Annotated in this window: 28 protein-coding genes; 11 read left to right on the top strand and 17 right to left on the bottom strand. The window is 44.9% G+C overall.

Translation table 11 applies throughout. From position 1 onward, the window contains the following. Positions 1 to 95: 95 nt before the first annotated feature. Positions 96 to 2,234 (bottom strand): ATP-dependent DNA helicase RecG, encoded by a 2,139-nt coding sequence (gene recG, locus ACLWBB_RS08015; protein WP_413291101.1) that lies wholly within the window; start codon positions 2,232 to 2,234, stop codon positions 96 to 98. Between the two features lie 14 nt (positions 2,235 to 2,248). Between recG and ACLWBB_RS08010 the strand changes: the two genes are divergently transcribed. The 3 genes from ACLWBB_RS08010 (at position 2,249) to ACLWBB_RS08000 (ending at position 4,592) form a co-directional block, all read left to right on the top strand. Then, a complete protein-coding gene (locus ACLWBB_RS08010; RefSeq protein ID WP_413291100.1) occupies positions 2,249 to 3,196 on the top strand; it encodes an HD-GYP domain-containing protein in 948 nt (315 codons plus the stop codon). A gap of 58 nt (positions 3,197 to 3,254) precedes the next feature. Then, positions 3,255 to 3,731 carry a hypothetical protein gene (locus tag ACLWBB_RS08005; RefSeq protein ID WP_413291099.1) on the top strand — a complete coding sequence of 159 codons (477 nt, stop codon included), beginning with the start codon at positions 3,255 to 3,257 and terminating at the stop codon, positions 3,729 to 3,731. A 339-nt stretch (positions 3,732 to 4,070) separates the two neighbouring features. Next, positions 4,071 to 4,592, top strand: a complete 522-nt coding sequence (locus ACLWBB_RS08000) for a helix-turn-helix transcriptional regulator (RefSeq protein ID WP_413291098.1) — start codon at positions 4,071 to 4,073, stop codon at positions 4,590 to 4,592. 60 nt (positions 4,593 to 4,652) lie between these two features. Here ACLWBB_RS08000 and ACLWBB_RS07995 read toward each other — a convergent pair whose 3' ends face one another. The 6 genes from ACLWBB_RS07995 to ACLWBB_RS07970 form a co-directional block, all read right to left on the bottom strand. After that, positions 4,653 to 5,375, bottom strand: coding sequence for a hypothetical protein (locus ACLWBB_RS07995; RefSeq protein WP_413291097.1), 723 nt, complete (start codon positions 5,373 to 5,375; stop codon positions 4,653 to 4,655). Then, complete coding sequence (locus tag ACLWBB_RS07990) at positions 5,372 to 6,145, bottom strand: hypothetical protein (RefSeq protein ID WP_413291096.1); 774 nt, start codon at positions 6,143 to 6,145, stop codon at positions 5,372 to 5,374. The genes ACLWBB_RS07995 and ACLWBB_RS07990 overlap by 4 nt, the downstream gene beginning before the upstream one ends. A gap of 14 nt (positions 6,146 to 6,159) precedes the next feature. After that, the gene (locus ACLWBB_RS07985; RefSeq protein ID WP_413291095.1) at positions 6,160 to 6,876 is read right to left on the bottom strand and encodes a hypothetical protein; all 717 of its coding nucleotides are present in this window, start codon (positions 6,874 to 6,876) and stop codon (positions 6,160 to 6,162) included. Positions 6,877 to 7,009: 133 nt separating this feature from the next. Then, complete coding sequence (locus tag ACLWBB_RS07980) at positions 7,010 to 8,473, bottom strand: hypothetical protein (RefSeq protein ID WP_413291094.1); 1,464 nt, start codon at positions 8,471 to 8,473, stop codon at positions 7,010 to 7,012. A gap of 267 nt (positions 8,474 to 8,740) precedes the next feature. Beyond that, positions 8,741 to 9,178 carry a hypothetical protein gene (locus ACLWBB_RS07975; protein WP_413291093.1) on the bottom strand — a complete coding sequence of 146 codons (438 nt, stop codon included), beginning with the start codon at positions 9,176 to 9,178 and terminating at the stop codon, positions 8,741 to 8,743. A gap of 170 nt (positions 9,179 to 9,348) precedes the next feature. Beyond that, entirely contained in the window at positions 9,349 to 10,257 is a 909-nt protein-coding gene (locus ACLWBB_RS07970) for a hypothetical protein (protein WP_413291092.1), read from the bottom strand. A gap of 147 nt (positions 10,258 to 10,404) precedes the next feature. Between ACLWBB_RS07970 and ACLWBB_RS07965 the strand changes: the two genes are divergently transcribed. Then, positions 10,405 to 11,349 carry a hypothetical protein gene (locus ACLWBB_RS07965; protein WP_413291091.1) on the top strand — a complete coding sequence of 315 codons (945 nt, stop codon included), beginning with the start codon at positions 10,405 to 10,407 and terminating at the stop codon, positions 11,347 to 11,349. A 126-nt stretch (positions 11,350 to 11,475) separates the two neighbouring features. On the opposite strand, the gene ACLWBB_RS07960 is transcribed toward ACLWBB_RS07965, so the two are convergent. The 3 genes from ACLWBB_RS07960 to ACLWBB_RS07950 are packed head-to-tail and all read right to left on the bottom strand — an operon-like array spanning position 11,476 to position 14,779. Further along, positions 11,476 to 12,378: a sulfurtransferase gene (locus ACLWBB_RS07960; RefSeq protein WP_413291090.1), complete on the bottom strand. Its 903-nt coding sequence runs from the start codon at positions 12,376 to 12,378 to the stop codon at positions 11,476 to 11,478. Continuing rightward, the gene (gene lysS / locus ACLWBB_RS07955) at positions 12,378 to 13,856 is read right to left on the bottom strand and encodes a lysine--tRNA ligase (RefSeq protein WP_413291089.1); all 1,479 of its coding nucleotides are present in this window, start codon (positions 13,854 to 13,856) and stop codon (positions 12,378 to 12,380) included. The genes ACLWBB_RS07960 and lysS overlap by 1 nt, the downstream gene beginning before the upstream one ends. After that, the gene (locus ACLWBB_RS07950; RefSeq protein ID WP_413291088.1) at positions 13,856 to 14,779 is read right to left on the bottom strand and encodes a class I fructose-bisphosphate aldolase; all 924 of its coding nucleotides are present in this window, start codon (positions 14,777 to 14,779) and stop codon (positions 13,856 to 13,858) included. Before ACLWBB_RS07950 ends, lysS begins: the two co-directional genes overlap by 1 nt. Positions 14,780 to 14,915: 136 nt before the next feature. Here ACLWBB_RS07950 and ACLWBB_RS07945 point away from each other — a divergent pair, with 136 nt between their 5' ends. From ACLWBB_RS07945 to ACLWBB_RS07935, 3 genes are all read left to right on the top strand, one after another. Then, a complete protein-coding gene (locus ACLWBB_RS07945) occupies positions 14,916 to 15,470 on the top strand; it encodes a NifU family protein (protein WP_413291087.1) in 555 nt (184 codons plus the stop codon). A 25-nt stretch (positions 15,471 to 15,495) separates the two neighbouring features. Continuing rightward, positions 15,496 to 16,812, top strand: coding sequence for an MATE family efflux transporter (locus ACLWBB_RS07940; protein WP_413291086.1), 1,317 nt, complete (start codon positions 15,496 to 15,498; stop codon positions 16,810 to 16,812). Positions 16,813 to 16,970: 158 nt separating this feature from the next. Further along, positions 16,971 to 17,246 (top strand): hypothetical protein, encoded by a 276-nt coding sequence (locus ACLWBB_RS07935; RefSeq protein ID WP_413291085.1) that lies wholly within the window; start codon positions 16,971 to 16,973, stop codon positions 17,244 to 17,246. Between the two features lie 61 nt (positions 17,247 to 17,307). Here ACLWBB_RS07935 and ACLWBB_RS07930 read toward each other — a convergent pair whose 3' ends face one another. Beyond that, a complete protein-coding gene (locus ACLWBB_RS07930; protein WP_413291084.1) occupies positions 17,308 to 17,526 on the bottom strand; it encodes a hypothetical protein in 219 nt (72 codons plus the stop codon). Between the two features lie 741 nt (positions 17,527 to 18,267). On the opposite strand from ACLWBB_RS07930, the gene ACLWBB_RS07925 reads away from it, so the two are divergent. Both ACLWBB_RS07925 and ACLWBB_RS07920 read left to right on the top strand, forming a co-directional pair. Then, a complete protein-coding gene (locus ACLWBB_RS07925; protein ID WP_413291083.1) occupies positions 18,268 to 18,492 on the top strand; it encodes a hypothetical protein in 225 nt (74 codons plus the stop codon). Positions 18,493 to 18,502: 10 nt separating this feature from the next. Then, the gene (locus ACLWBB_RS07920) at positions 18,503 to 19,090 is read left to right on the top strand and encodes an outer membrane beta-barrel protein (protein ID WP_413291082.1); all 588 of its coding nucleotides are present in this window, start codon (positions 18,503 to 18,505) and stop codon (positions 19,088 to 19,090) included. A gap of 22 nt (positions 19,091 to 19,112) precedes the next feature. On the opposite strand, the gene ACLWBB_RS07915 is transcribed toward ACLWBB_RS07920, so the two are convergent. Next, on the bottom strand, positions 19,113 to 19,628 hold the full coding sequence (locus tag ACLWBB_RS07915) for a DUF488 family protein (protein WP_413291081.1): 516 nt from the start codon (positions 19,626 to 19,628) through the stop codon (positions 19,113 to 19,115). A gap of 200 nt (positions 19,629 to 19,828) precedes the next feature. Between ACLWBB_RS07915 and ACLWBB_RS07910 the strand changes: the two genes are divergently transcribed. After that, positions 19,829 to 20,776 (top strand): DUF4105 domain-containing protein, encoded by a 948-nt coding sequence (locus ACLWBB_RS07910; RefSeq protein ID WP_413291080.1) that lies wholly within the window; start codon positions 19,829 to 19,831, stop codon positions 20,774 to 20,776. On the opposite strand, the gene ACLWBB_RS07905 is transcribed toward ACLWBB_RS07910, so the two are convergent. The 5 genes from ACLWBB_RS07905 to ACLWBB_RS07885 all read right to left on the bottom strand — a co-directional run bounded on the left by ACLWBB_RS07905 (position 20,773) and on the right by ACLWBB_RS07885 (position 25,729). After that, a complete protein-coding gene (locus ACLWBB_RS07905; protein WP_413291079.1) occupies positions 20,773 to 21,648 on the bottom strand; it encodes an ADP-ribosylglycohydrolase family protein in 876 nt (291 codons plus the stop codon). The genes ACLWBB_RS07910 and ACLWBB_RS07905 overlap by 4 nt on opposite strands. A 42-nt stretch (positions 21,649 to 21,690) precedes the next feature. Further along, entirely contained in the window at positions 21,691 to 22,668 is a 978-nt protein-coding gene (locus ACLWBB_RS07900) for a hypothetical protein (RefSeq protein ID WP_413291078.1), read from the bottom strand. Positions 22,669 to 22,679: 11 nt separating this feature from the next. Then, entirely contained in the window at positions 22,680 to 23,561 is an 882-nt protein-coding gene (locus ACLWBB_RS07895; protein WP_413291077.1) for a S1 family peptidase, read from the bottom strand. A gap of 327 nt (positions 23,562 to 23,888) precedes the next feature. Further along, complete coding sequence (locus tag ACLWBB_RS07890) at positions 23,889 to 24,941, bottom strand: hypothetical protein (RefSeq protein ID WP_413291076.1); 1,053 nt, start codon at positions 24,939 to 24,941, stop codon at positions 23,889 to 23,891. 365 nt (positions 24,942 to 25,306) lie between these two features. Next, the gene (locus tag ACLWBB_RS07885) at positions 25,307 to 25,729 is read right to left on the bottom strand and encodes a hypothetical protein (protein ID WP_413291075.1); all 423 of its coding nucleotides are present in this window, start codon (positions 25,727 to 25,729) and stop codon (positions 25,307 to 25,309) included. A gap of 84 nt (positions 25,730 to 25,813) precedes the next feature. Here ACLWBB_RS07885 and ACLWBB_RS07880 point away from each other — a divergent pair, with 84 nt between their 5' ends. After that, positions 25,814 to 26,677, top strand: coding sequence for a LysR family transcriptional regulator (locus ACLWBB_RS07880; protein WP_413291074.1), 864 nt, complete (start codon positions 25,814 to 25,816; stop codon positions 26,675 to 26,677). Positions 26,678 to 26,685: the final 8 nt, after the last annotated feature.

The raw sequence follows: 26,685 nt of genomic DNA, 5'->3' as shown, positions 1-26,685 counted from the left end.
CCCCTCCCCCTCATGTTTGCAAAAATCAAATCACGCACTCGAACACCTGTATAGAGTTTTCACGTAAGATGGCGCAGGTAGTTAGTGAGTAGTAATTAAGCAATTCCCGCTAAGGCCGTTGGGCCATGGGTTTTGGTGAGCTCTTCGCGGAGAGGCTGATGCTCGGCAAATTTTAATTGGCTGTCTTTTCGTAAAACCTCGAAAGCCGCTTCGCGCGCTTCCTGCAAAATCGCCATGTCACGAACCAGGTTTGCCATTTTAAATCCCGGTAAACCTGATTGGCGTGTTCCCATAAATTCCCCCGGGCCACGCATTTCCAAATCGAACTCGGCAATCTTAAATCCGTCTGTGGTTTGCTCCATGAACTGAGTTCGCTGTTTGGCCTCTTCAGAGACCGCATACCCCATGATCATGATGCAAAAGCTCTTATGAGTTCCTCGCCCAACGCGACCGCGCAATTGATGCAACTGAGAGAGGCCGAAGCGCTCAGCGTGTTCGATGATCATGATGTTAGCATTCGGAACGTCGACGCCGACCTCGATGACCGTTGTTGAAACTAAAATGCTCAACTCGCCATTTCGAAAGCGAGTCATGACTTCTTCTTTTTCCACGGGCTTCATTTTTCCGTGCAGAAGACCGATCTTAAAATTCGGAAACTGAGCCTGAAGATTTTCAAACTCTGAAACGGCATCCTTCAGATCAATTTTTTCGCTCTCTTCTACGAGCGGATACACGATGTAAGCTTGGCGACCCTTGACGATTTGTTCGCTCATGAACTGCAAAGCTGCGGCTTTTTTACTGTCAAACACAACCCGCGTTTGAATCGGACTTCGCCCTGGAGGCATCTCATCGATAATCGAGACATCAAGATCCCCATAGACAGTCATTGCTAATGTTCGTGGAATCGGCGTCGCCGTCATCACCAAAAAGTGCGGCGAGCGGCCCTTGTTTTTCAAGACGCCTCTTTGCTCAACCCCAAAGCGATGCTGCTCATCCACGATGACCAATGTGAGTGCTTTGAATTTTACTTCGTCTTCAATCAGAGCATGGGTTCCGATCAAGAAATCCAAATCTCCGTCAGCAAGTTGTTGCAAAAGCTCTTTACGCTCGGACGTCTTTGTTTTTCCAGTAAGAAGTCCCACTTTCAAACCTAATGGTGAAAGTTGTTTTTGGGCATTTTTAAAATGCTGTTCAGCCAGAATTTCCGTTGGCGCCATCAAGCAGCTCTGCGTTCCGCATTCGGCAGCAACAAGTGCCGCCATGAAACTGACGAGCGTCTTGCCGGAACCCACGTCTCCTTGAACCATACGATGCATAGGAGATGGTTTTTCAAGATCGGCTTTGATTTCTTGAAAGGATTTTTTCTGTGCATTGGTCAATTCAAACGGCAAGGATTCTTCAAGCTGAGTAATAAGGCGACCGTCGCCACGCAACGCTGTTCCCGGCTCTTTCTTAAAACCTGTTTTTCGTGATGCCAAATATAGTTCTAACCAGAAAAACTCTTCAAAAATCAGACGGCGATGTGCCGGCGTGCGATTTTCCATATAGAGATTTCCCAAATCCGGATTGGGCTTATGAATCAACTCAAGCGCTTTACGATGAGAAATCAAATCGTAGTTTTTCACAACCCACGACGGCAACTTTTCCGCAGGCCATTCTTCATCGGGAATCAAATCCAATGAGGTTTTCAAAAAGCGATGAATTTTAGCAGTGCTGAGTCCTTCGATTTCGGTGTAAAGCGGAATCAACGCGTCTTGATTCTCTTCCTCGGGGTCAATGTCACGAATGTCCGGATGGTGAAACTCTGCACGCCCGCGATAGTCGATGACTTTACCAACTACACGCACTTCTTTAAAGGGTGTGAAACGCTCAAAATAACCTTTGTACGGAACGCGGAAAAACTTGCAGTGAATTTTGCCAGAGGCATCGCGCACTGTTACGTCATACATCTTGCGCTGAGAGCGTCCCATATTGACGCTAGAAACAGAAACCACTTGAGCCTTTACGCTGACAATGTCCCCAACCTTAAGACTGGCGATATTGCGTGCCGCTCTCTGATCTTCGTAGGCCCGTGGATAAAATTCGAGCAGCTCGCCCACGGTGCGAATACCGTGTCTTGAAAAGAGAGAGGCCAACTTGGGACCAACTCCCTTGAGATACTGCAGTGATGTGTCTAGACGAAGGGCCATGTTGACCAAATTTCCATCTTTTGATTTTCGAGTCAATGATTCCATGGAATAATAGAGACATGCAGCAGGAAGCTTATTTTAGAATACGTCTCAGTACGATCCGTCCGTCGAGAGCTACGTCTTTCGACATCTACATTAATATCAACGGTCAAATGGTTCACTACCTCAAAGCTGGCGATAAACTTTCGGAGCTTAAAATCGAAGCTCTGCACAACAAAGATACAGGAAACTCATTCTTTGTTATGACGTCGCAAAAAGAAGCTTACCGTGATTGGGTTAAAGAGGAAATGAACTCGGACGACCTCAACCCGTTTGAAAAAAGCAAAATCCTGCGCGAATCCTCTGTTGCACTGATGGAAGATCTTTTTGAAAATCCGGATGTGAATACGGCTTTGGATGAATCTCGTCCGATCATTCAGAATTTCATCGACTTCATGGAGAGCGCTCCAGAGGCCATGGGATACATGATCAGCCTTTCTGGGCATGATTTCTACACGTACAATCACTCTTTGGATGTAAGCATTTACTCTCTAGGATTGGGCTCAGCACTTTCCTTCAACAAAGCGGACCTTGAAGAGCTCGGTGTTGGAGCTTTGTTCCACGACATCGGCAAGCGCAACGTGAGCCTTGACATCCTTTGCAAAAAAGGTGGCTTGGACGATGCTGAATGGGAGCAAATGAAGCGTCATCCACAGTATGGCTTGATGATTCTTAATCAAAATCCAAATATCAGTGACGCGATCAAGGCAGCTTGTTTTGAGCATCACGAAAGCTTCTCTGGAAATGGATATCCTCAGGCGATTTCTGGACAAGAAATTCACCCTTTCGCCCGCATCGTCGCCATCACCGACACCTATGATGCAATGACAACTCAGAGATCATACAATGTGCCTTTAAAGCCCTTCGACGCCGTCACTATGATGAAAGAGAAGCTGGCTGGGCGCTACGACCCCGATTTCCTCAAAGCGATGTATTCGGTACTCTTTAAACTTAAAAACGCGGCGTAAGCGGGCTGCTACTGTTTATAGTGGGGCCCCAATGGGGCCGTCACGGAGTGACTCTCAAATGCTACAACTTCTTTTGAAAACTCATCTTACCTTTTTCTTGATTCCTCTTATTACCCTGGCGATTGAGCCCACGGACCCAGGCGCCCTATGCGAGCGCTTTTTAGGGGACAAAGATAAAGCCACCTGCATGTTGAAAGTCTCAAAAAGCGAACTCGATTGGTACGCATCCACAGCCTGTGGGTTGCAACAAGAAGACGAGAGCTTCATGAGCTGCCTGGATGAGATTAAAGGCGCTAGCTTCAATCCTGAGGCCTTAGATCTCTGTTCCCGCCCCAATGAGCTGAACGATACTTCTCGTCTCAGCTGTATCAAAAAAATCAAAAACAAAGACTACAGCCGTGCTCAACTCAAGAAGTGCGCTGAGGTCAAAGAGACTCTTGCCATAGAGACTTGCCTTTACAATAATAGCCGAAGCCCAGCCTCTGCTCCCAATGGTTCCGGTAAGGGTTTTCAAGCGCTTGAAATTAAAAAGTAAGCACTCCCCAGTCCACGAAAATCCATCAACTAAAATGTGAGTTGTTTAGTTCGTCGAACGCGAGCTGTTTTGCCGAACGCTTGAAACTTGCGCTCTACACGTTTGTGTTTACGAGCCTTTTTGACAGAAATTAAGCGACTCGTTAAAAACGTAACAAGATATACAAATAATCGAAATTATGTTGTTTTTTTGAAATGAACCGTCTCTTTTTTATAAAATGACATTGTTTAATGTTAAGATTTTTTGACAATCTTTAAAATATTTGCTCCAATCAGAAGAGCGGACAAACCGAAACATTGTACTCTCACAATGTTCGGAGATCATGAGGGCGACAATAAAATGGAAACAGAAGTTAAAACGGCAGCGGATTATTTAATCTGTATCTTTAACGAGCGAAAAGAAAAGAACCCAAGATACTCTTTGCGAGCATTTGCAAGATCTCTCGGAGTTTCTTCAGGCCAACTCTCCGAAATTCTCTCTGGGAAAAGACCACTTTCCCACAAGTTGGCCCGAAGAATCTCGATCGCCCTGGCGTTGACTGAGGACGAATCACAAAAGTTGATCTTCTTGGTGTCTCAACAAAGCCAATTCCTCGAAGCAGCGGGAACAAACTCTCGCCAACTTTCTGACGAGGAAATCGCTTTGATGGCTATTGCACAAAACTTGGATGCTAAGGTGAAATTGAATTTGGATTTCCCGAATACTCCTGAGTCCACAGCTTTTTCTGACATGGATCAAGAACTCGTGATCGAGGTTAAAAAAGCGATCCGTAATTTCCGCAAGAAATTAAAAAAGGTGCTTGATGGCACTGAAAAAAAGGGCCTTGGCGCTAGCATCATGGGCGCTGAAAAAGCAGTTTAATCCTAATTATTAAGCTTAGAATTTAATAGCAGAAATCTGACCACTCAGTTTCTGCTATTTTTATTTTTTCAGGGGAATGTCTTTGCTATAAAGAGACTTCGCAGGCTCAATGAGATCCACGCCGGTCGCAAGTTCGATATTATCATATGTAATCGTGATTCTCTCGACACCAATCTTAGAGAAAGTCGAAACCGCGTTCATCAAACCTTTTTGAATCGTATCAGTGATCACAATTGGAATCAGAAAGATACCTAGTGGATTGATACCGTTTTCATTTGAAAATAGCTTCTTAACAGGCAAAAGCCCTAGCGGCGACAAAGTCACCGGTTTCACCTTCACCGAACTAAAAAGCAAATCTCCGATAAACGAACCTGCCGTTGAAGGGCCTAAGCTATAACCACGCATGAAATAAAGGATCAGATAATTTTCTTTAGGATTTTTTGAAGACGAATGCGCGCATACATAAACTAATTCGCGCGTGCGCTTTAAATCAACAACGAGGATTGGTAACGGAGTCAAAGAGAATTGCCCGTCTTCTTCAGGACGGAAGATACCCTCGAAGGTTCCATCTTGAGCCGTGCCTGAGCTGCTAATATTTCCTGCAGCTTCAAATTGAATCACTGAGCTATCGGGGAAGATCATTTTTTCGTCTTGATGAGCCTTCAACATTTTATTCGCGAGACTCTCTAAATACAGAGGCTTGATCAAGCAATGCTGACCAGGTTGAGCCGCTAAGACTTGCAATGAGCTAAAAAGAACTATTAAAAGAGCTGAGATTCTCACGGCAACCCTCCGTTGGAGTCCATGTGGCCTTTTGCGAAGAACTTTCTATCCAACAACAACACATTCACGTTGGTCGTGACATCGAAATTCGTTTGCTGGTACTCGCCACCAAGATCCAAACCTACAGTCAGGTGACCTTGATAAATGACTTTACCCTCTTCTACGCGATCCGTTTTCAATCCGAAGTCGATATCACGAAGATTTGGACCAAACTTCTTCAGCCATTGGTTTCCAGAAGCTAAAAGCGCCTCTAAAGCCGCAGGATCTTTCGGAAGGATGATATTCAACTCACCCGCCAAAAAATCGCTATAACGAAGTTTATTGGCTTTTTCATCGCCACCAAAGAAACTGCGAACAGAATACAATGGTTTTTCTAAGCGCATTTCAAGAGCCTGACCAATCACCTTCATCCAGCCACCACGTGGCGGACGCCAACGGATTTCAATCGGATGATAGTTTTGGTTCTTATCTTGAATCCAAGTGAAGGTAACACCCGTTAGCTCATCACTCTTCATCGACTTTTTAAAATTCTCGTACAAACAAGGGCCGATACCTTTGTATGAGGTCTCTTGGGACGGATTGAAGTTACGATAAGTGCAGACCTCTGCACGAATGCCCTGGCTTACCAACATCTTATCAATGTCTAAAACCAACTTCTTCGCTATCCAATAAGTCACGCCACCGCTGCTTGTCGCATCGGTGGGGACTGATAGTTCTTCCTCTGCCATCGCGGCGCTAGAAAGAATTAGAATAAGGAATAGTGTCTTCAAGAGTTTCAAAGTGACTACCTGTTCATGTATTTGAAGTTAATTTGATAGCCTTTATCAGAGAAATTACCGTCGAATTCACAACCTACTTTTACAATCTTGTTTTTACCGGTAACTAAGTCCAAAAGCATCTTGTCGGATTCACAAGTACCTTTCACATCTTTTTGCGAAGGATTTACTGCATTTGCAGTTACTTTCGCGCTCAAAGAATGAAGACGAATCGACAATAAGGCCTTATTCATCTGATTTGAAACCTGCAAAGTTAATGGACGAGCCAACCAGCTTTGTGATTTAGAATCATAACCCGAGAAGAAACGAAGACTTGTGTCGATGTTTTGTCCGCGCATAACTACAGAAACACCTGCCACTAGATTTTTAGAATCAGCACCAACTTCTGGGTACAAACGCGAAATCTGAGGATCTACGTTGCCGCCCGTACCAGGTGGCATAATATCCACGTTCCAGTCACGGTTGAATTGAACCATTCCAGACAACGAAGCGTAATCTGCTTCGATCTTGTTTTCGCCATTGCCGCCTTGGATGCTTAAGCCGTCAAACTCGATATCAAGGCTAGCCTTATCGATAGAGTTTAAAACTTGCTCCACAAGAGCACTCATAATCTTTGCTTCATTAGGACTAGGTACAGCTACGGCTTTTGAATCAGCGGCCAAAAGGGGTTGACCCGCTAAAACCATGCCCAGAACCCATCCTGCGATCTTTCTTTGTGATGACATACGAACCTCCGTCGGCCTTACTTACAAGAACAACGCCAAACCCATATTGGTTTTATTGCTTTTGGGGAGCGAATGACTGGCAAACTTATAGTCGGTGGCCGCCCGTGGTCTTTTCGGGACAAGAGGTACAAAGTTAGTTCGTCACCATCTTACGAACCTGCGAGCGCCCCATCGTTTTCATCTCTGGGAACTGATAAGTAAGCCCCACATTCGTACGCATCTCGGAGCTAACACCGCCATCAAGCTTTTCCCCAGCAGCGGCTGACATTACCTTCGTGTTCACCCACTCAGGCATCAGTTTCGCAGAGATCCCCCAGCCAAAGTGAAGACTTTCCGTGATTCTGAACTTATGGCCCAAATTCACTGTCATGGGGCTATAAACTTCCCAAAGCTGCTGACCGCCTCCTGAGAGATCTGCATACATAAGTTCAGCACCCGCAATAACATTCCAATACAAATATCCCAAGAACCCTGCAACACCGACTTCGGGACCGATGCTGGCACCCATAAAATATTGGTCGATGCGGTTTTGGATCGAATCCTGATAATCTACTTTACTAAAAGCTCCGGTATAGCTCACGGTTTGTTTAAACAAGTAAGATGAGCTTTTTCTTAGGGTTGCATCCGTCGCCCATCTAAATACAAAAGAAAATCTTCGCCCCAAATCAGGGTCCAAGTTGGCCAGCGAAATTTCCCAATCATTTCTTTGCTTATACATCTCTGGGCTACCACTTAAATTGTAGCTACTATAAGAGGAATCCAAGGACTTGCCATCGAGTGCGGCGCCGTCCTCAGTAGACATCGCATACCCGCTTGTTCTACTAGTCACACTAGAAAGAGAAACAGCATTCGGAATTAAGTCCACCAATTTGGATTTTGCCCAGACAATGCTATCTCCTTTTTTATACTGACTTTGATAGCTTGCAGTCTCTTTAAAAACCACTTCGTGGCGATAAGTATCTTTCAATGAAAACTGAACGAATTTTTCTTCTTGAGAGGATTTCAATACTTTTCCGACTACCACATAAGGAGTTTTTAACTCTGCATAGAGATCATAGAGTTTCCAGTTTTCTGACGGAAACTCGGTCCCGGTCCACCCTGCTCTTTCGAAGTGGCGCCAATACTGCTCGGGAACCTCAACCTTGGCCTTTGGATATTGCTTACGTATCGCCTCTAAAACATAGACGACAGCCTCATCGGATTCAAGCTGGGTGTCCGCAGTAACAGGGGCGATTACAATGTGCTGTGGATTGTGCTTGAAGGGTTCGTCGCGGAATTTCACAGGCTTTGGCGCTGGAAGCTCAAACATATTTCCCGTGAAATAATCAATAGACATACCGATAGCAGCTAGCACCCCTTGAGGCCCCATAAACGCCAGCAAAGCGTTTGGTAGGATACTTTCACTCCAACGAATACGTCCTTTTAAAATCTGTCGTTTTTGCTTGGAATCATTGGAAAAAACCAGATTGGCTTCGGAGTCACGCTCGACTTCGATCATCGACGGTGCTTGGACTTTTTGTTGAGGATTTTCTTTCACATAAACAGTACATGGCTCGATATCACAAGCTACGGGAAACTTTTGGGTCGTATCACGCATGGAAGCACACCCCGACATCAGGAGTACTACAGCCACCAAGCCTGAAAGACCTCGCCAGTTTCTCAACTTACAACCCTCAAAATAAAGCGTTTCCGGGAGGCATTGCTATATTCAAGCCAGGCTGCAAGTGCGTATAACCCCTGTTGATAACGTTTCTGCCGTCTAAACGTTAGCCACTGTTCCGTTTTGTGTATTCGCTCAAAAAAAAACCAGCCAGGGAAAGACCTTGGCTGGTTTAAATTTATTCTATGAAAATCTAAGAAATGACTAGTTCTTTGGAAGAGCGTTAATCATTTCAGCGCAAGCTGCCAAACCACCGTTATCTTGTACGGCCTGGTTTGTGCTCAAGTCGATGCAGCCATTGTCTCTGACTTCACTCTGGATCGAGTTTAGGACTCCGCAAACGATAATTACGCCGAATGCGCCTGTGTCGGCTTTATTGCCCTCATCGAGCAATTTTTTAATAGCTACTTTACCATTTGCAAGAACATCCAAAGTCGGCTGACGGCTTTCGTTCAGCTCTTTCAAGTCTTTCTTAGTCAAAGAACCTTTTTCACCTTTTGCATGAAACATGTCTTCGATCTGAGTTTTGCTACCACAGAACATGATATAGTCTTCGCTCAATGCATCTTTGGCGAATGCCGCAGAAGATACAGAGCCAACCATAAGAGCCACAACCATTACCTGACGAATTACTTTATTCATATATACCTCTTTGCCATCCTAGAAAACGAAGTTCATTCTTCGAAACGGATTAGCTACGCAAGAGCCCGCATTGCAACAGAAGGACCAGGAATATAGCGCCTCTTATTCCACTGGTGGTATTACAAACAATCTATCGCTGGTCAATACTTAGGCGTTCTCGGCGGAAAAAGTCACACGGAGGCTTCGCTCCCAGGATTAGTCTCGAGGTCATCGCCAATTTCTTGAGCCACAGTCTTATCGAAAATAGTAAAAAGATTCATATCCATTTGAAAGACCAGAGTATCTTGAATCTTTTCTTTGGGATTCGCATTTGCAGTCTTCACATATTCCGCCAACCAGTTGCGGGTTTCTAAAATACGCTGCGCCACTGGTAGAAAATCTTTTCTAGGGATCTCGAAGAAGCCCCCATTGTACATGCATGGAGTTTTTGGATTACGGGTGAAGTTCCCAAAGCTTTCAGCGTATTTTTCATGAATCGCCACCCCTGTTGAATTGGGATCGGCACCATGTTCATCAAGAACTAAGTCCTGCGCTGAAGACACTAATACACCCTTGCCATCAAAAACTAAGAAGGATTTTTGGGTCAGCCATTCAATAACGCTCTCAATACGAGCCTCAGTCAGCTCTGGAAACGTGTACAAAAGCGATTTGATTTTAGAACTAGCAATTCGCTTTTTGGCCCAGACAATAACCGAAAAGACCGCTTCGACATCGACGTTTTTGAAAAACTCGTAGTCCGCTTGACTAGTTCGTTTTTCGTCAAACGCGGTTCCGACAATTCTTTTCTGCGAATATTCGCGAACAGACGGATCGTTTTCTTCATTCAAAGAAAAATAAATAAGCCGTTCTGTTGCAATCGAATTTAGCTTTAAGAAATGCGCCAACTGCACCGCACGAAGCACAGTAAATTTCTTACGACCGCTGATTACGTCATGAAGATAACTAACAGGCCAATCAATCGCCGCCGCAAAAACACGATGAGAAAATCCTGAAGTTTCGGATTTGTTCATCTCGAAGAAGGAAGTCAGATAAGCCGGAGCTGTAAAGAAGTTCTGAATGACAGGAATTTTGTAGTTCATGTCCTCTATCGAAGCACAAGCGCTTTAGGATTTCCAATAAAAAACCACTATGACTGATCTCTCAGCGTTCCCAGAGAGAGAACAATAGAACTTAGCGTAAACCACTTTTATATATACAGAGAGGTGTTTATTAGATTTAATTTAAACATGAAAGCATTCATATTAGGTATAAAGCTGCTTCTAACGAGTTCTTCGGTATACGCTGCCGACGCTATGATTTCTGGTGAAACATCGTATTTACCCGGAGCTAAAGTACCAAGCCAAACTGTTTGCGCAATTCCTTACGATGGCACCAAGAGCGAAATCTGCACTGTCACGGAAACTACCAACTACAGATTAAATCTCATGCCTGGTAAATACTATGTCTATGCAACCCTTCTAAATCCAAACGCTGCGTGGAACGTTCCACATAAAGCCTATTTTAGTGAGTTTGTGGCATGTGGGAGTGATTCAAAAAAGTGCCAATCACATGTACCTCTGATAGTTGACCTTGATCCCAACGAGCACAAAATAAATATTGACCCTCAAGATTGGCAATCCCCGCATGCAGATTCTCGGAATATGGCCATTTCATACACAAAAGAGAAGCTTCCTGTATGCAGCATAAAAGGAAAATATTTCGTAGTCCTTTCGAACAAGAATCAAAAGGCTGGCTATTTCATGGATTTCTATGAAGCTAAAAACCAAGATATTTCCTACAAATCCTGCAACAAAGTCGAATACGGAAAGCCTCTCTTTCAATTGCAGGAAGAGGGCATTTTTCTTTTGAATGTCAAAGGTGATCTTGTCTTCGTTGATTCAGGAACAAATAACGAAATTAGAACATTGAGGATCTACAATCTTAAAGAAAAGAAACAGGCCTTCAAAACTGAATACAGCACTCTCAAGTTCGTAAACGAAACGATTTTGGAACTTGGTATTCAGGAAAAGTACATCAAGAATTCTTGTAGCAAAGAATCCCTGGCTCGTTTTGAAATTAAGAAAATGAAACCCGCCACTGAAAGAAAACAAATACTCGATACAAAGACATTGAAGCTTACGAAAACAGATGAAATCAGCTGTACGTCACCCGATGACGACTATGACTACTAAAACATAGTTCACGGCTAACTCATTGTTTTTTGCAGATTAATTCAATCAATTCGGAGCGACCATGAGGACTAAGAAGTACAAACACGCATTTTGCTTGAGTCACCATAAATAAACGGAATTCATGCTCTATTTTTTATTGAATCTCACGGCTTCGTAACCACCAGCGAAGTTACGTGTTTTGGTATACCCAAGCTTTCTTAAAGCCCAAGTCACAGTACCCGAACGAACGCCATGATTGCTAATCACGTTGATTTCGATATTTTGAGAAATACCCATTTCGTTCAGAGTTTTCATGATCGCAGGATTTGGATCTAGATTTTCAGTCAAGAACTCGCGCCAATCAACATTATAGAAACGGAATTGGCGAGGTGTCCGTTTATTCAAGTTATCAATCGAGAACTCTTCTTTAGAGCGCACATCAATAACGACATAGTACTCATCCTTAATAGGAAGAGCGCCTGCCCCTAAAGATTTGCGACGGGCTTTTGACGGGAAGTAGGTCGTCCCTTCGATTTTTGCACGAAGCTCGTCCCACCCGATGAACATAGATTCATCAAGTTTTGGTGTCCAGAAAGTCTTATTTTGCATTTCGTGACTTTCACGACGTTCGCGGAAGTCTTCAACGTTGGCGATTTGGACATTCTGAATGCCAAGACTTTCTAAAGTCCAAGCCACACGTCCCTCTTCGCCTTTGCCAGCCAAACCTTTACCTACCACCAAAACCGGAGTTTGCGGATCGATACCAACCAAAGCCAAACGGCGTGCGATGGGATGCAGGTCTTTTTCAATCAAACCACGATAGTCCGGAGATCTGCGCGAGAAGTCTTCCCAAGCAACGTTAATAGAGCCTGGGATATGAGCCATATTGAATTCAAAAGGCGCACGCACATCCAAGATCACTGTTTGCTGAGTGAGCTTGGCTTTCTGCGAATCTTTGCGAGCCACAACCGGGCTTTCTGAAGTTCCCTTCGTTGGTTTCTGGGCACAGGAAGCTAAGACTAAGGCGATCGCAAAGATTAAGTATTTCATTATTTTTGAATCTTCATGGTTGGGAAGAAAATGATATCGCGAATGCTTGGACGATCCGTCATAATCATCACGATACGTTCAATTCCGATTCCCACACCGCCTGTGGGTGGCATACCAGCATCAATCGCAAGCAAGAAGTCCTCATCCATTGGATGAGCTTCTTCATCTTTACCACGATTGGCTTCTTGTTCTTTCAAACGCGCCAACTGATCTTCTGGATCATTCAACTCAGAATAAGCATTGCCGATTTCCATGCAAGCCGCGAACGGCTCGAAGCGTTCAACCAAACGGTTGTCGCCACGATGGATTTTCGTCAACGGAGAAATCTCCACCGGATGGTCCATCACAAAAGTCGGCTGCCACAAGTGTTGCTCTGCTGTGAGTTCGAAAAGCTCCATGATCATTTCACCGCGGTTGTATTTTACCTTTTCCGCAGTTCCGTTTTTTTGCAAAGCCGCGAAGATTTCGTCATCGCTTGCTTTATCTGGATCAATCTTCGCGTACTCACGAACCCCGTCATGAACCGTCAAACGACGCCATGGCGGAGTGAAGTCGATTTCTTTTTCTTGGTAAGTCACCTTCATACTGCCGGTGATTTTTTGCGCCAAAGTTGAAATCAACTCTTCGAATTGTTTCATTTGATAATTGTAGTCTGTGTAAGCTTCGTAGAACTCAAGCAACGAGAACTCAGGATTGTGAGTACGGTCAATGCCTTCGTTACGGAAGTTCTTACTGATCTCGTAAACTTTTTCAAAGCCGCCTACGATCAGGCGCTTCAAGTAAAGCTCTGGCGAGATTCTCATGTAAAGCTTCATATCCAAAGCTTTGTGATGAGTTGTAAATGGAGTCGCCGCCGCACCACCATAGATTGGTTGCAAGGTCGGAGTTTCGACTTCCATAAAACCGCGATCATCCAAGAATCTGCGAATCTCTTTAATGATTTTAGAACGAGTCACGAAAACTTTACGAGAATCGGCATCCGTCATCAAATCGAGGTGACGATGACGATACTTGATTTCCACGTCTTGAACGCCGTGGAATTTCTCTGGCAATGGCTCCAAAGTTTTTGTCAGAATCTCGAAGTGTTTGCAGTAAAGCGAGAACTCGCCTTTTTGCGACTTGAAGATGTAACCTTCAACACCAACGATGTCACCGAGGTCTACCAATTCAAAAGCTTCACGCTCTTTCGGCGCTAACTCTTCAACCTTGATGTAGACTTGCAAAGTGCCGGTTTGATCTTGCACGTTGAAGAAAGAAGCTTTCCCCATTGAACGCAAAGTCATCAAACGGCCAGCAATTCGATAAACAGCGTCTGGTCTTTTATCGCCCGCATTTAAGTGGCTTGCGTATTTTTCAACAAGCTCTGCAACCTTTCCGGTTCTGTCGTAAGAATACGGATAAGGGTTGATGCCTTTTTCTTTCAAGGCATGAAGCTTTTTACGCTTCTCGGCTCTGAGAGGATTTTCATTGATCGACATTAAAGAGCCTTCCCTGCGAATGCTTCCATGACTCCATGTAACAACTGGATTGCTTCTTTCTTAGGTCTTTGGAAGGCGTTACGGCCCATGATGCTTCCGAAAGCACCACCCGTTGCCAAGTCCTTCACTTCTTTCAAGATCTCTTCAGTGCCTTTAGCCTCGCCACCAGAGAAGATCACGATGCGTTTGCCGTTGAAGCAAGATTGAACCACGTGACGAGTACGATCTGCCAAAGTATCCACTTTGATACCTTGAGCTTGGTAAACTTTGCGAGCTGCATCTTGTTCAATGAAAGATGTTGGTGGTTTTACTTTCACGATGTGTGCACCCAACTGAGTCGCGATATGAGCCGCGTAAGCGATCACGTCAATACCAGTCTCACCCTCTTTAGAGATTTGTTCACCACGAGCGTAAGACCAGATTACAACTGCAAGACCCGCTTTTTTCGCTTCAGCAGAAGCCATAGCGATTTCTTCGTACATGTGTTTTCTTTCAGCGCTGCCTGGATAGATTGTGAAACCAATACCTGCGCAACCCAAACGAAGAGCGTCGTCGATATGAGAAGTCAAAGCAGAGATAGGAGCTTTGTTTCCATAAAGCGTGTCAGAGTTGTTGATTTTAAGAAGCAATGGAATTTCACCTGCGAACTCACGCGCGCAAGCTTCAAGTGCACCAAGTGGAGCTGCATAAGCATTGCAACCAGACTCGATCGCCAATTGGAAGTGGTAAGAAGGATCATAACCATCTGGATTGATCGCAAAGCTACGAGCAGGACCGTGCTCAAACCCTTGATCCACCGGCAAAATAACGAGTTTTCCAGTGCCGGCCAATTTACCGTGGTTCATCATACGAGCGAGGTTCGTCAAAACCCCAGGGTTGTCAGCGCCATACCAGCTTAGAATCTCTCTTACTCTTGGTGTCATCTTAAAGTCTCCAGTTTGTTAATAGACCCCGAGAAGTTATTCATTTTATTGTCTTTAATCAAGAATTTGACGGAATTAACACGCTTGGCAGAAAGCCGGTTATAATGTACATTGGCAAACCGTTAAAGGAGTTCCTATGGCTAATTCTCAAAAAGTGATGATCGAAAGCACTCCAAACCCTGCAACCCTCAAGTTTTTACTCCAAACTCGGGTCACAGAAGAGGCCTTCGATTGCCCAAATGCCCAGGAGGCCGAACGTTCTCCGCTTGCGGCAAAGCTTTTTGGCTTCCCGTGGACAAGTTCTGTGTTCGTTGGGACTGATTTTATCACCGTCACCAAACAGGACTGGGTCGATTGGAATATGCTGGCAGAGCCCCTGGCAGGCCTGATCCAGGAGCATATGGATAAAGGCGAACCTGTAGTGCTTAAAGTCGCGGCATCTCCGGATGTTTCCGTGAATGACTCCCCGATTGTTAAACAAATTAAAACTCTCTTGAATAACGAAATTCGCCCGGTAGTAGCTTTGGATGGCGGCGATATCGTTTTCAACAAGTATGAAAACAACATTCTGTACATCCACATGCGTGGTGCCTGCGCGGGTTGCCCAAGTTCTTCGGCAACTTTGAAAGACGGCATCGAAGTTCGTATGAAAGAAGCTTTCCCAGAGATCACTGAAGTTGTTGCCATCTAAATTTACAACCGAAAGCCGCAAAACAATGCGGCTGGCAGTTCCCATTATTATTGGCAATGTCGGCCAAACTCTTATCACTCTCACCGACACCATCATGGTAGGACGTTTGGGAGCTGACTCTTTAGGGGCCGCCGGGTTCACCGGGGGACTCTTCTTTGTCTTTATGATTTTCGGAATCGGCGTCCTTGCACCGATGTCCGCCCTTTTTGCGCAATCTCATAGCCGCAATGAACACGATGAGGGCGGAGATCTCTTACGCCACAGTGTCGTTGCTGCCGTCCTGATTTCCGTCATCACCATGGCGGGTCTTTGGGTGATGATGCCTCTTATGGGCTTCATGGGACAAACGGCAGAGGTTGTAAAACTCTCTATGGGCTTTGCTCCGTACCTGATTTTGTCGTTGCTGCCGAGCCTTCTTTATCAAGCCTACAAACAGTTCACTGACGGCATTGGTCGCGTTAAAGTCGGCATGTATGTCATGATTGTCTGCGTGCTTTTGAATATTCTGGGCAACTGGCTTTTCATAAATGGCCATTGGGGTTTTCCGGAAATGGGTCTGAATGGCTCAGGCCTTGCGACTCTGCTTTGCCGCATCCTTATGGCAGTGATGATGATGGCCTATGTTCACCGCCATCCAGAGTTTAAAAAATATTTTGCGCAAAAATGGCGTCGTCATATTCACAACGTCAAGCTGAAGAAAATCTTCCATCTGGGGATTCCAAATGGGCTCACTTATATTTTTGAGGTCGGCGCATTCACGATGTCTTCGGTCATGATGGGATGGCTGGGCTCGGCACCTCTTGCGGCCCACCAGATTTCATTGAATCTGGCCTCTATCAGCTTTTTGGTGACTGTCGGGATTGGCGCTGCCGGCACAATTCGTGTGGGCTATGAATCGGGACTTCGCCATTTCCGCGAAGCTCGTTATGCGGGCCGAGTCGCTCTGATTTTGGGCGCAGGTTATATGCTCTTTAGTGCTGTATTTGTATTTTTCCTGCGAGAACCACTCGCGCGCATTTACACCGAAGATATGCAAGTCATTGGCTATGCCGCAAGCTTCTTGGCGGTGGCGGCGGCCTTCCAATTCTTTGACGGTATTCAGGCTGTTGCCGTGGGTATCTTGCGTGGACTGCAAGACACCAAATGGCCATCTGTTCTGGCATTCATTGCCTATTGGATTATTGGCCTTCCGATTGGCTACTACCTAGCCTTCAAATTAGACCTGCAAGGTCCCGGCATTTGGTGGGGTCTTTTCATCGGCCTTGTCTTCACGGCGATCTTCCTAACGATCCGCTTTGAGAGATTGAGTGCGCGGAAACAAGTACCGCCGTCAGAACTGTAGTTTTTCTGTGCTTATTGGCGCCTCGAAAAGTTTCTAGAAACTACGAACAACTTTCGTTTCCGCTGCGTTTTTCATGCACTTTCGCAAATAACTTTTCTCGAAGCTGAAAATGTTTTTTCAGTCTGCAAAAATGGAGACTCTTTACAAAGGAGCTCACTATGAGAGCCGCTTTAAGAAAAACAGGCCCTACCAAACATAAATTTGTCCCTCAATCTTATGCGACAGACATCAAAGAACCGGAGGACACAAAAATGTTGTCTTCTCTTGGTTGGAAAGACGTTAAAAACGTCGTTACGAGCTATATGCCGGCTCGTCCTACTACTCGCATGATTGCCTTAGGAGTAGTCGCTGCTGTTGCTGCAGGAATTTACTTTAGTAAGAGACGTTCAAAACTGGGCATGGTTCAGGAGTTAGCAAAAAAGGCTCTTCACTAGAGTTTGAATTTGCTTGTGAGTAGGAGTCGCAACTTCGATGAGCAAGCTTCGAACGTGAATTTTAATAATTCTGGTTCCAAGCCACCCGGCCTGCCAACGATGATTTGCTTTCTGGAGAATTTTTTAAGATCTTCGACTTCATAGAATCCAGAGTAGACGCCGTTTGCGTCACTCTGGGTGTCGTCGAAATACCTGCATGAGTTTGGATATACGCACCGAAAGTTGCTCCAACAGAAGTAAAAGTAAAGAACAACAAAAGTACTAGATTTTGAATTTTCATAAAACACTCCTTAATAGTTTAAAAGTTGACGGCTTTTTGGGCGCCGTTCTTATGAACCTAGTTATAAGCTTTTGTGTGGAGGCTTTATAGAATTCGTTAGTAAATAGTTTCCAAAAAAGTGAACCAAACGGTTATAGCATTTTTTCACGAGTGCTTAGAGTTTGGTCGATTTACCGCCGCTACAGCGACGGTTTTTACTTAAAAAACAAGATGCCCGATTAAATTGACTGAGCGACTCCATTAGATCTCAGTTAAAGCTATCTCAAAAAACTCACCCCAAAAGCGCGCGCAAGAATCGAGTGCTATGGAAGCGAAGACGATTTGCAGAAAACGGAGCCTGGGGTTTTGCAAAGTCCCGAAGGGGACCTTGACGGCCCCATGGATGGGGCCTTCCGGACAGTGTACTGTCCGGAAGAGTCACAGCCTGGAGGGCGTGTCCCCGCAGGGAGTTTGCAAAACCCCAGGCTCCGTTTTCTGCAAATCCCGAGTTCGAAGCCAACTCTCGTGTCTCACTCTCGTTTCATCGCGAGAAAAACCTGTGACCTATTCACCACAATGGATTTGGCGGTCTCAAATAGGCCCGGTGTCTCACTCTTACAGGCTACCGAAAATACGAGTTATTCCTCTTTTGAGCCTCGTGTGGTTTTTAAACGTCTAAGAATCTCACGAAAACCTTCATAAAATAATAAAAGAGCACGCAAGGAAGTGCAAACACGGGCCTTCAGGAAGACAGGAGGACAAATGGTTTCAAGGATTGGTCCCCCCGACTTGAACCAAGCTCTCCAGGCCCTTGAACGAAAAGGAATTCGCATCTCTGGATTTACAACTTCGGACAAGGAGTCTGGAGAAGAGATGGTGCTAAATAAAGAGGCCCTACAGGACTGGGTCGATGTACGACGGGATGGAGACTTAGATCCCGAGTCATTGCAGCTGATCGACCAGATCCTCGCGGGCGAAAATGAATAAGGAGGTTTTTATGAAAAAGTTTTTTGCAATTTACGTAGTGTTGATGGCTCTAACAATTCAGTATGCAGAAGCAGGTATGTTGGTTGAGCCTTATCTTGGTTATGACCAGTCCAGCATGGAAGTTGTGACTGTCGGCAATGTGGATGCAAGTGCCACGAACTCGGGTCTTGATTATGGTGCACGTGCTGGTTATCGCTTTAGCCAAGGAATGTGGTTAAGCGCGGAATACGCTCTTGGTAACGGAAGCGTAAAGCCGAAGGATTCGGCTCAAGAAGACGCAACTTATACCAAATCAGCAATGAGTGCTGTCGTTGGTTATGACCATGACAAGTTCCGTTTGTGGTTGGGATATGGAGTGTCTGACAAGTTGACCTTTAAAGACTCCACAGGCACCACGAACCTTAGCGGCACGAATTACAAACTCGGTTTCGGCTTTAAGCCCGCAGCCCAGTTCTCGGTAAACTTGGAGTATTTAGTTCCTTCATACACCAAGTTTAATAACGGTGGTGCTGATGCCGATGTGTCGACCGCGTTTTCAAAATTGAATGGTGCTAGTACACAGCTCTCTCTCAGCATGCCTTTTGACTTAGGTAAGTAATTGGGCAGGTAGAGAATTGTTCTTAGGCCGTCGGGAATTCGCCCGGCGGCCGCTTTGTTTTTGTGGGCGAGAATATTTTTAACGCCGCTCCGGCAAAAACATCCAGATCCTCGACTTTAACTTTCTTATCGACTCGCTGAATTTCGTCAGAAATATTTCGTCTGTGACAATCCGATGGGTCGGCTTCAAAACACAAAAGACAGGTCTTTTTCTCTCTAAGAAGTTTTCTTAAGAGCTGAATTTCTTCGCTCTGTTTTGGCAGAACTTTTTTTACGTAATCTTGAAACATTCTTTGTCTCGTAATGATTTGCGCTTTCGCTTTTTTACGCCATTCGGTTGGCATTCCGAGACCTGGCAAATGCAAGTATTCGATATTTTTCTCACCAAGGTGCGCGGCTAATTGTCGTTTGGAAAAACCTTTCTTGCGACTTACAGGGTTTTTACGAACATCTGCGATCAATTCGATTCCTTCCCTATTCAGAAAAGAAACAAATTGCTCTATAGAAGCGCCTTCGTATCCCACAGTGAAGATCTTCATAGTTCTATAATAATGCGGCGTGGATCTTTGCAAAGTCGTCTTTCCGGGACAGGAACCTTACCAGGGACAGGAGCTTTGGTCCCTTCTTTGCAATTTCGCTTGCCAGAGGTGCCTAAAAGGCTCTTTTCTACATAATGCGTATTTAGAAACGCACCTGTGACATATTTTGTCCGTGGTGGCGAAAACTTATGAGGTCGACAATGACACTTGCGAAGCCCCAAATGCTATTAAATCTTGTTTTAGCCCTATCCCTGACTTCAAGTTTTGCCTTTGCCGGCGACGAGATCCCAGCAACTTCTGAGTGTCTTGCGCGTATGCAGGCCGGTAAATACAAAGGGCAATGTATCGATACTTCTGGCAAGCGTGCTGTGAAAATCATTGAAAACAGACCCGAGCAAATGACGATCAATAATTTCCGTAAAGGTGGCCAGTTTTATAAAGCCGTGATTCCAATGCAAATGGTGGATAGTGCCAGCTACGTGATCGTAGATTTGAACGCAACTCCTGTGAACAAATGGAGCATCATTAATATCTCGCACACTCAGTTACGTTTTAAGATGAAGCCAAATGCTTTCATCGAGCTTTACCCTATCAACGACACTGGCGGTGGCCCTGTATTGATGGAGCAAGACCTTTTTATTTCTATGAACTATATGGCACCTAAAGACGTCGGATACGATCCGGTAAAAGGCTTTGATGAAGACCTTTATGCTTCGGTTTTGCAAATCTATTCAACAGCGGACGAAATTCAAACACGTTTTGTGAAGCAAAAATTAAATATGTATGAAATTCCACTCAGCATTAACGGCACTAAGGCTGCTCAAATTCTTCGTGCTGCGATAAAAATGAGTGACCGTATTCAGTACAGCGTGCCTTACGATACTTGGTCCAGCAACTGCACGACGATCTTGTTTGACATTGTTGATAGTGGTTTGGAGTTGGCTAAACAGAAACCTTATCGCTTTACCCCACTTATGATTCGCGACACAGGTTTAGTTCCAGCGTTTAAACAGCTTGCAAAACGTGGCGTCGTCGACAAAGAAACTCGCGTTCGTCTTTTCAACAAAGAATTCGGTTATGATCTTCTGCCGAGCGGTAGTAACCCCTACTTTGAACCGGCGATTGGTAAGCGTTTACAAGATCTCTAATTTGAAAGACGTTTGATTTCTTGCAAGATGGCTTCTTTGAGCTCAAGAGTCTGAAGCCATCTCTCAGGCACCGCTTGGACACCATAGTGCGCACCACACAAGGCCCCGGTCACAGCCCCACACGAATCTGCATCATCACCACGATTCACAATCGCAGTCACAGACTCTTCCAAAGAATTGTACTTTAAAAACGCCCACAGAGCCGCGCACAACGTATCCACGCAGAATCCCGACGTTTTCATTTCACTCCAAGACAAATGGGGTAAAGCTTCGATCCGTAGAGCAATCTCTGAGGAAACATCTTTAGCAGTTTGCAAAGCGCGGTCATAGACCTGCTGCTTACTATCCCCCGCCAGAGCACTCTTAAGAGCGGCAATGAAAATCACATCACTATCTACGCAATGCTGATGACCGTGAGTCATTTTTGTTTGTGTGATCATGATGTTTAATAAAGAAGAATAATGTGCATCCTTATAGATCCCATCAGCATTTTCTTTCATGAGTGCTAGTGGGGCCACTCGCATGATCGAACCATTTCCCTGAAAGGTATTGTCGACAAAACCACACTCGCGTAGTGGCAGCCCGGCCTCGAGATTTGCCAGGCCCTTTTTCGTAGTATTGCCAATATCAGGTGGCTTGCTGTGATACCAGTTCAGCATTTCTGCTTTTAGAATATTGAAATCAAAACTTTCGATGGACCTAATGGACTTTAAAACACAAAGCATAAGATCTGTGTCATCGGTGGCCTCGCCCGGTTTCCAGTGGAACTCTCCGCCTCCGATAATTTCGGTGTGGGTGTTCCAAGCTGGCGAGGCTGGCAAGAACTCAATGGTAGCCCCAAGGCTGTCACCTGCGTGCAGCCCTAAGAGCATTCCTTCGACTCTGGATCTTTGAAATGGCAGCACTCGTGCGGCCTAGTGGATATTGTAGTCTTCGAAACCGATACGAATCTTATCGTTCTGTTTTGCGCTCTCTGAAAGCTCGTCACCGCAGCTTCCACGCAGGATACCTTCAAGGTAGCCCACAGAGCCTTTCAAAGCGTCGAAGTAATCAATCGTGTCGGCACTCAAGACCAAGCCTTGTTGTGGATTTGCATCCATAAACGTTTGATAGAAGTGTTTGCGAGAGTAACAAGAGAACATACCAAGAATGAAGCCTTGATTAGGATTGTGCTTCAAGTTCTCGATGGTTCTTATAATGCCTGGACGTTTCTTCTCGTAGTAACCTTTGTAGTTTACTTTATTGTGAGAATTCAAAATCGGCGGATTGAAGTCAGGACCACCACCGTTGCGAGAGTGACCGTTGTAGATCACCACGTCTGCTGTTCTTAAGCCACCGAAGAAGTTTTCTTCAGATTGCTGAGTCAACATACTTTGACGAGAAGCCGAAGCTCCTTTGTTTTGTGCAAAAGACGAGCTTGCAGACGCTTGAGTCAAAGTAATGCGAACTGTGATTTTGCGACCATGGATCTTTTCTTGCTTCGTAAGTACGACTTTACCAGTTTCAGCATCGCCACTTTCTTTGAAGCCACAAAGACGTTTTGAGAAACTCCAGCAGTTTGCAGTCAATTGCTTGCGAAGCGCATGGAAGATCTCGATATCAAGACTTGGTGATAAACCATAGTTAATGCCATTCACGATGCTGTCTTCGCCACGAGAATCATCGAAGTAGCCAAGAGCGTAGCGAATATCCAAAACACCGCGATTGAGGGCATTGGCATAGACGTTTTCACACTGGCGAGCTCCCTCTTTCGGAGAGTTGCCATCTACATCCTTCAAATAATCGCTAATATGCTTTGGGGCCCAGTAGCCGTAACCGTAAGTGCCCTCTTGAGAGGCATTCGCAGCAGAGACAAAAAGAAGAGCCAAGAAGATCCATAAGAGTTGTTTCATCGATAACCTCACTAGTTGCGACCTGATAGTTTTTTCTGAGCACTAGACAACCACGTATAGAAAGGCGCGACCTTCGTAACCTGAGACGGTCCACGGCAAGTCTGACGGCCATTTTCTAGAATGATTCCCGTAGAAGCAGAATTAACACCAATAACTTTTAAAACACCATTTTCATGATAAAACTGTGGACCGCCCGAGTCGCCCTGACACAAGAAAGTCTCAGACGCGACACTTGTAAAGTAGCGATCGGCAAATTTTGTGTACTCAAGATCGATCTGCATGACACCTTTACGTAAAAGGCCCGTGCCGCCTGAGCGGCCAAAATCAGAATCATCGCCGACATAGTCTTTGAAGCGGCCAAAACCATACACGTACACGCTCAGTCCTGCGTAGTTGGCACTTGCATCGGAATCCATTTTTACTGTCGCAAAACCTTTTGGAAAATCTCCGGCAAAACTTGCAACGGCGATATCGTGATCATAGGCATAAGGTTTTTTACTACGTTCTGTATTGTATTTTGGATGACTGAGTGAAGCGACTCCGCGACGAGCCACACGAGGGCCCCAGCTGCTGGTAACTTGATTTTCAAAAACCACGTTGAAGCTTGTGTAGTGGCGAACCAAGTTGTCATCAAAGCAATGAGCCGCCGTCAAAACCGTATTCGGTCCAATCAAGGCAGCTGTGCAGTAGGAAATTTCTTGGCCGTGTTCATTGAGAAGTTCGAGATAGACTATGCTTTTGGAAGCAGTGGTCGGACGTGTGTTCACGCGCGTCCCATCGATGATACTCTCGCCAGAAACGGAAGACAGGTCATTCAAGGAAGAATTTGAAGGAGCACAAGCCGCAATCCCAAACAGAGCTGAAATGAACATGACAATGCGGAAGCTTCTCACTCTTTGATTTCCCCTCTAGAAGTGTGACGAAACGGTCGAATTCTACACTCATGTCGTAGTAAAAGGCCTCTGCTTTGTCAGCAAAATGTATGTATTACCGGCGCGAAGCGTCCCGCAATGTTCCCGCCGGGACGCTCAGCCACTGTGCGTCTTAATCTTGTTTATGGGAAATGGCAGAAATTACGAGGGAATCTACACGTTTTTGAGTGAAAATAGGAGATGTTCCCGGAAGATAAAGTCCTCGTCGGGGACAATCCAAGTAACCCCGTCAAAATGAAAGTTTGCCGGCTGAAACTTCTGATTCAGATCCTTGTTAAGAACCAATCGCTACTGCGCTATACTATTACGAATATTGTCTTTGTTTTCTGGCGCTGATAACCGCCCGTTAGCGATATATTCATTCATTTCGACTTTACACGAATCAGAAGCACAACATTTTTGCAAGCGAGCGAGTGAAAAATCACCACCAACTATTACCGACTTAACTTTATCTCCCTTTTCAAATTTATTGCCACCTTCTCCGTTGCTATGTCCGCAAACCCAGCCGGAGGAATCAGAAGAGTAAGTCAGGCTATCAAATTTGCCGTCAACTAGGCTCATTTGACAATCCAATTGGTCATTCCTATGATAGCTGAGTGTCTTGATATTCCCTTTTTCGTCATAGGCAACGGAAGTTGTACCCCTCCGCGGAGCGCTGGGAGTTCCATAGTTTACGATAATAGAGTCAAATTTTTTTCCAACGCAATTAAAGTTCGTAATAGTCTCGTACTCGCGAATACTTGCCTGAATGGCAGAGGCTTCAGATTTAAATACACAGGAGGCATGCCTTACAGCCTCGGAACTGTTACATGCCTCCCCCTGATCAATCCCCAGGACATAGCTCATAGCGCCCAAAAAATATTCCCCAAAGCTACTGGCAGCTTGAGCTGAAGAAATCAGTTCGAAGGGAAGTTTAAAAAGTGTCTTTCCTTTTGGTGTTTCCAAGCTAGTTTGAATTTTCCTTGCAACTTCAGAGAAAATAAAATCTTTAGGAATAGAAATTATTTTACCATTCACCAACAGTTGTTTTTTTTCTATCAGCGAAAAATCTATTTTTTCGGATCCTACTGTGATCACAGACGAGCCTGACACCCAAGTCATACGAGGCACTTTTTCTGAGCTCAAGGCGTGACCTCTCAAATAAGCACGAGCCTCTTGTTTGTGTTTGGTTGTCATTTCCGAAGATTCCGCCACTTCCTTTAGCGTCGCCTTGCCTGAAAAGGAAAAGTAAACGTGTTCAGCCAGGTCAGCAGGTGAAACTTTGACCGCGACATTCGCAGACCAAGCCGAAGTAGCGAAAAGAAACAAACCTAGCGCAAGGGACATGTACTTTATTTTCATAGAACTTCCTGACTAAAATCAAATAAGCGTCTTTACTTATTATATCTCATAAACATAGAGGCACTTGTCGAAGCACCTAAAAACTAGCCAAAGGAAGTGTTCAAAAAAAGACGGAAGAGAGTGTTCAGAAGTACAAATACGTTCTTGGCGACAACCATATTCAACGTCACTTGTCGAACACATTTGGCCTCCGCAAGTCATTCATAAAACAAGTTCTTGGCAGAGGCCAGGGCTTTAATTTTAATGCAAGCGGCGACCATCCCTCCAGCATTCGCATTTACAGAAAATCTTTTCGTAAGCTCCTTTAAAATCGAATCTCATCAGGTCGTGGGCAATAACTTTGGCTTTTGTCATGGGGTCTCCTTTTATGGTTTTGGAGTAGCCTCTAGTGACAGAGGCAGCTCGTTAAAAAATAAAATCTTGAATTGGGTTTTATTAAACGTAAGACCGGTCGCAAGGTCTATTCTTTGTCCACTTTCGTCTTCTCTCAGAATTTTTCCTGTCAACACTTCCTGAGATTCGATCTCTTTGATATCCATAGTATCGAGCAAAAATATAAAAAGGTCCTTCGGGAACTCTTTCTTTACCTTGGCGTACACAGCTTTCGTGTTTACATCCAGTTGCAGCTTTACGAGCACTTGATAGTTGTGAGGACTTTTATAGACCAAGTGAGAAGCATAAAATTCGTTCTCGCCAAAGAAGATCATATTGTGTTTTGCGTGATGAACGTGGGCGGAAGCCGAAATACTAAGTAACAGAACCAGGCCGATAATTTGGAATGTTTTCATTGGGGGTCTCCTTCTTGTCTTTGATTTATGCTCGATTCTTTATCATTTGAATAATTGATGTTTTTGATATATCCATCACTTTAAATGAGTTTACTAAGTCCCCCACTTAAAGCCTTTTTAGCCGTCGTCGATAAAACCACTGTCATGGGGGCCGCAGAGTCCCTTGGTATCGTCCAAACCGCTGTCACTCAGCGTATTCGCAGCCTGGAAAGCGAACTTGGCGTAACTCTTTTTATCCGTAGTCGCAAAGGTATGGCTCTAACAACGGAAGGACACGCCCTTCTGAAGTACTGCCTCGGAGCTAAAGAGCTTGAGGGCAAAACCTTCGCGGAACTTCACAAAGGCGGTATTGAAACCGATGTGGAGCTGCGGATTGCGGGTCCCACAAGTTTTATCTCAGGTCGAGTGGTGCCTCAGTGCCGCGATATTTTTAAGAAATGGCCGCGATTGAATTTGCAGTTCATTATTGATGACAGTGAAAACCGTCTGGATCTGATCAAAACCGGAAAAGCAGATATAGTAGTTCTCTATCCACACCAAGTACCGTTGGAACTTGATAGTAAAGTGGTAAAGCCAGATGAGTATTGCTTGCTGGGACATCCGAGCTGGAAAGACCGCGATCTTAAAGACATTCTTGAAAACGAAAGACTCTTTGCATTTCATGCCGATGATCACACGAGCTTGAATTATCTAAAGACCTTCAATTTATTGAAATACCTGAAGCGTCCCCGTCTTTTTGCCAACGAGAACTTGGCGCTTTCAACGTTATTGTGTGCGGGCGTAGGCTTCGGTCTTTTAGAACAACAAATTGCCGAGCCACTCATTGAAAAGAAAAAGCTGATCAAGCTCAATCAGGGAAAAACGCTGAAAGATCCTCTAGCTCTTGCCTGGTATCCGCGCACAGAAATGCCGGACTACTTTCAAGAGATTGTGCGCGTGATTAAATAACCCATTTT

Source organism: Bdellovibrio sp. HCB337, assembly GCF_047302465.1.
Classification (GTDB): Bacteria; Bdellovibrionota; Bdellovibrionia; order Bdellovibrionales; family Bdellovibrionaceae; genus JACMRP01.
Note: the sequence above shows the minus strand (reverse complement) of the source record. Positions and strands in the feature narration are given on the sequence as shown.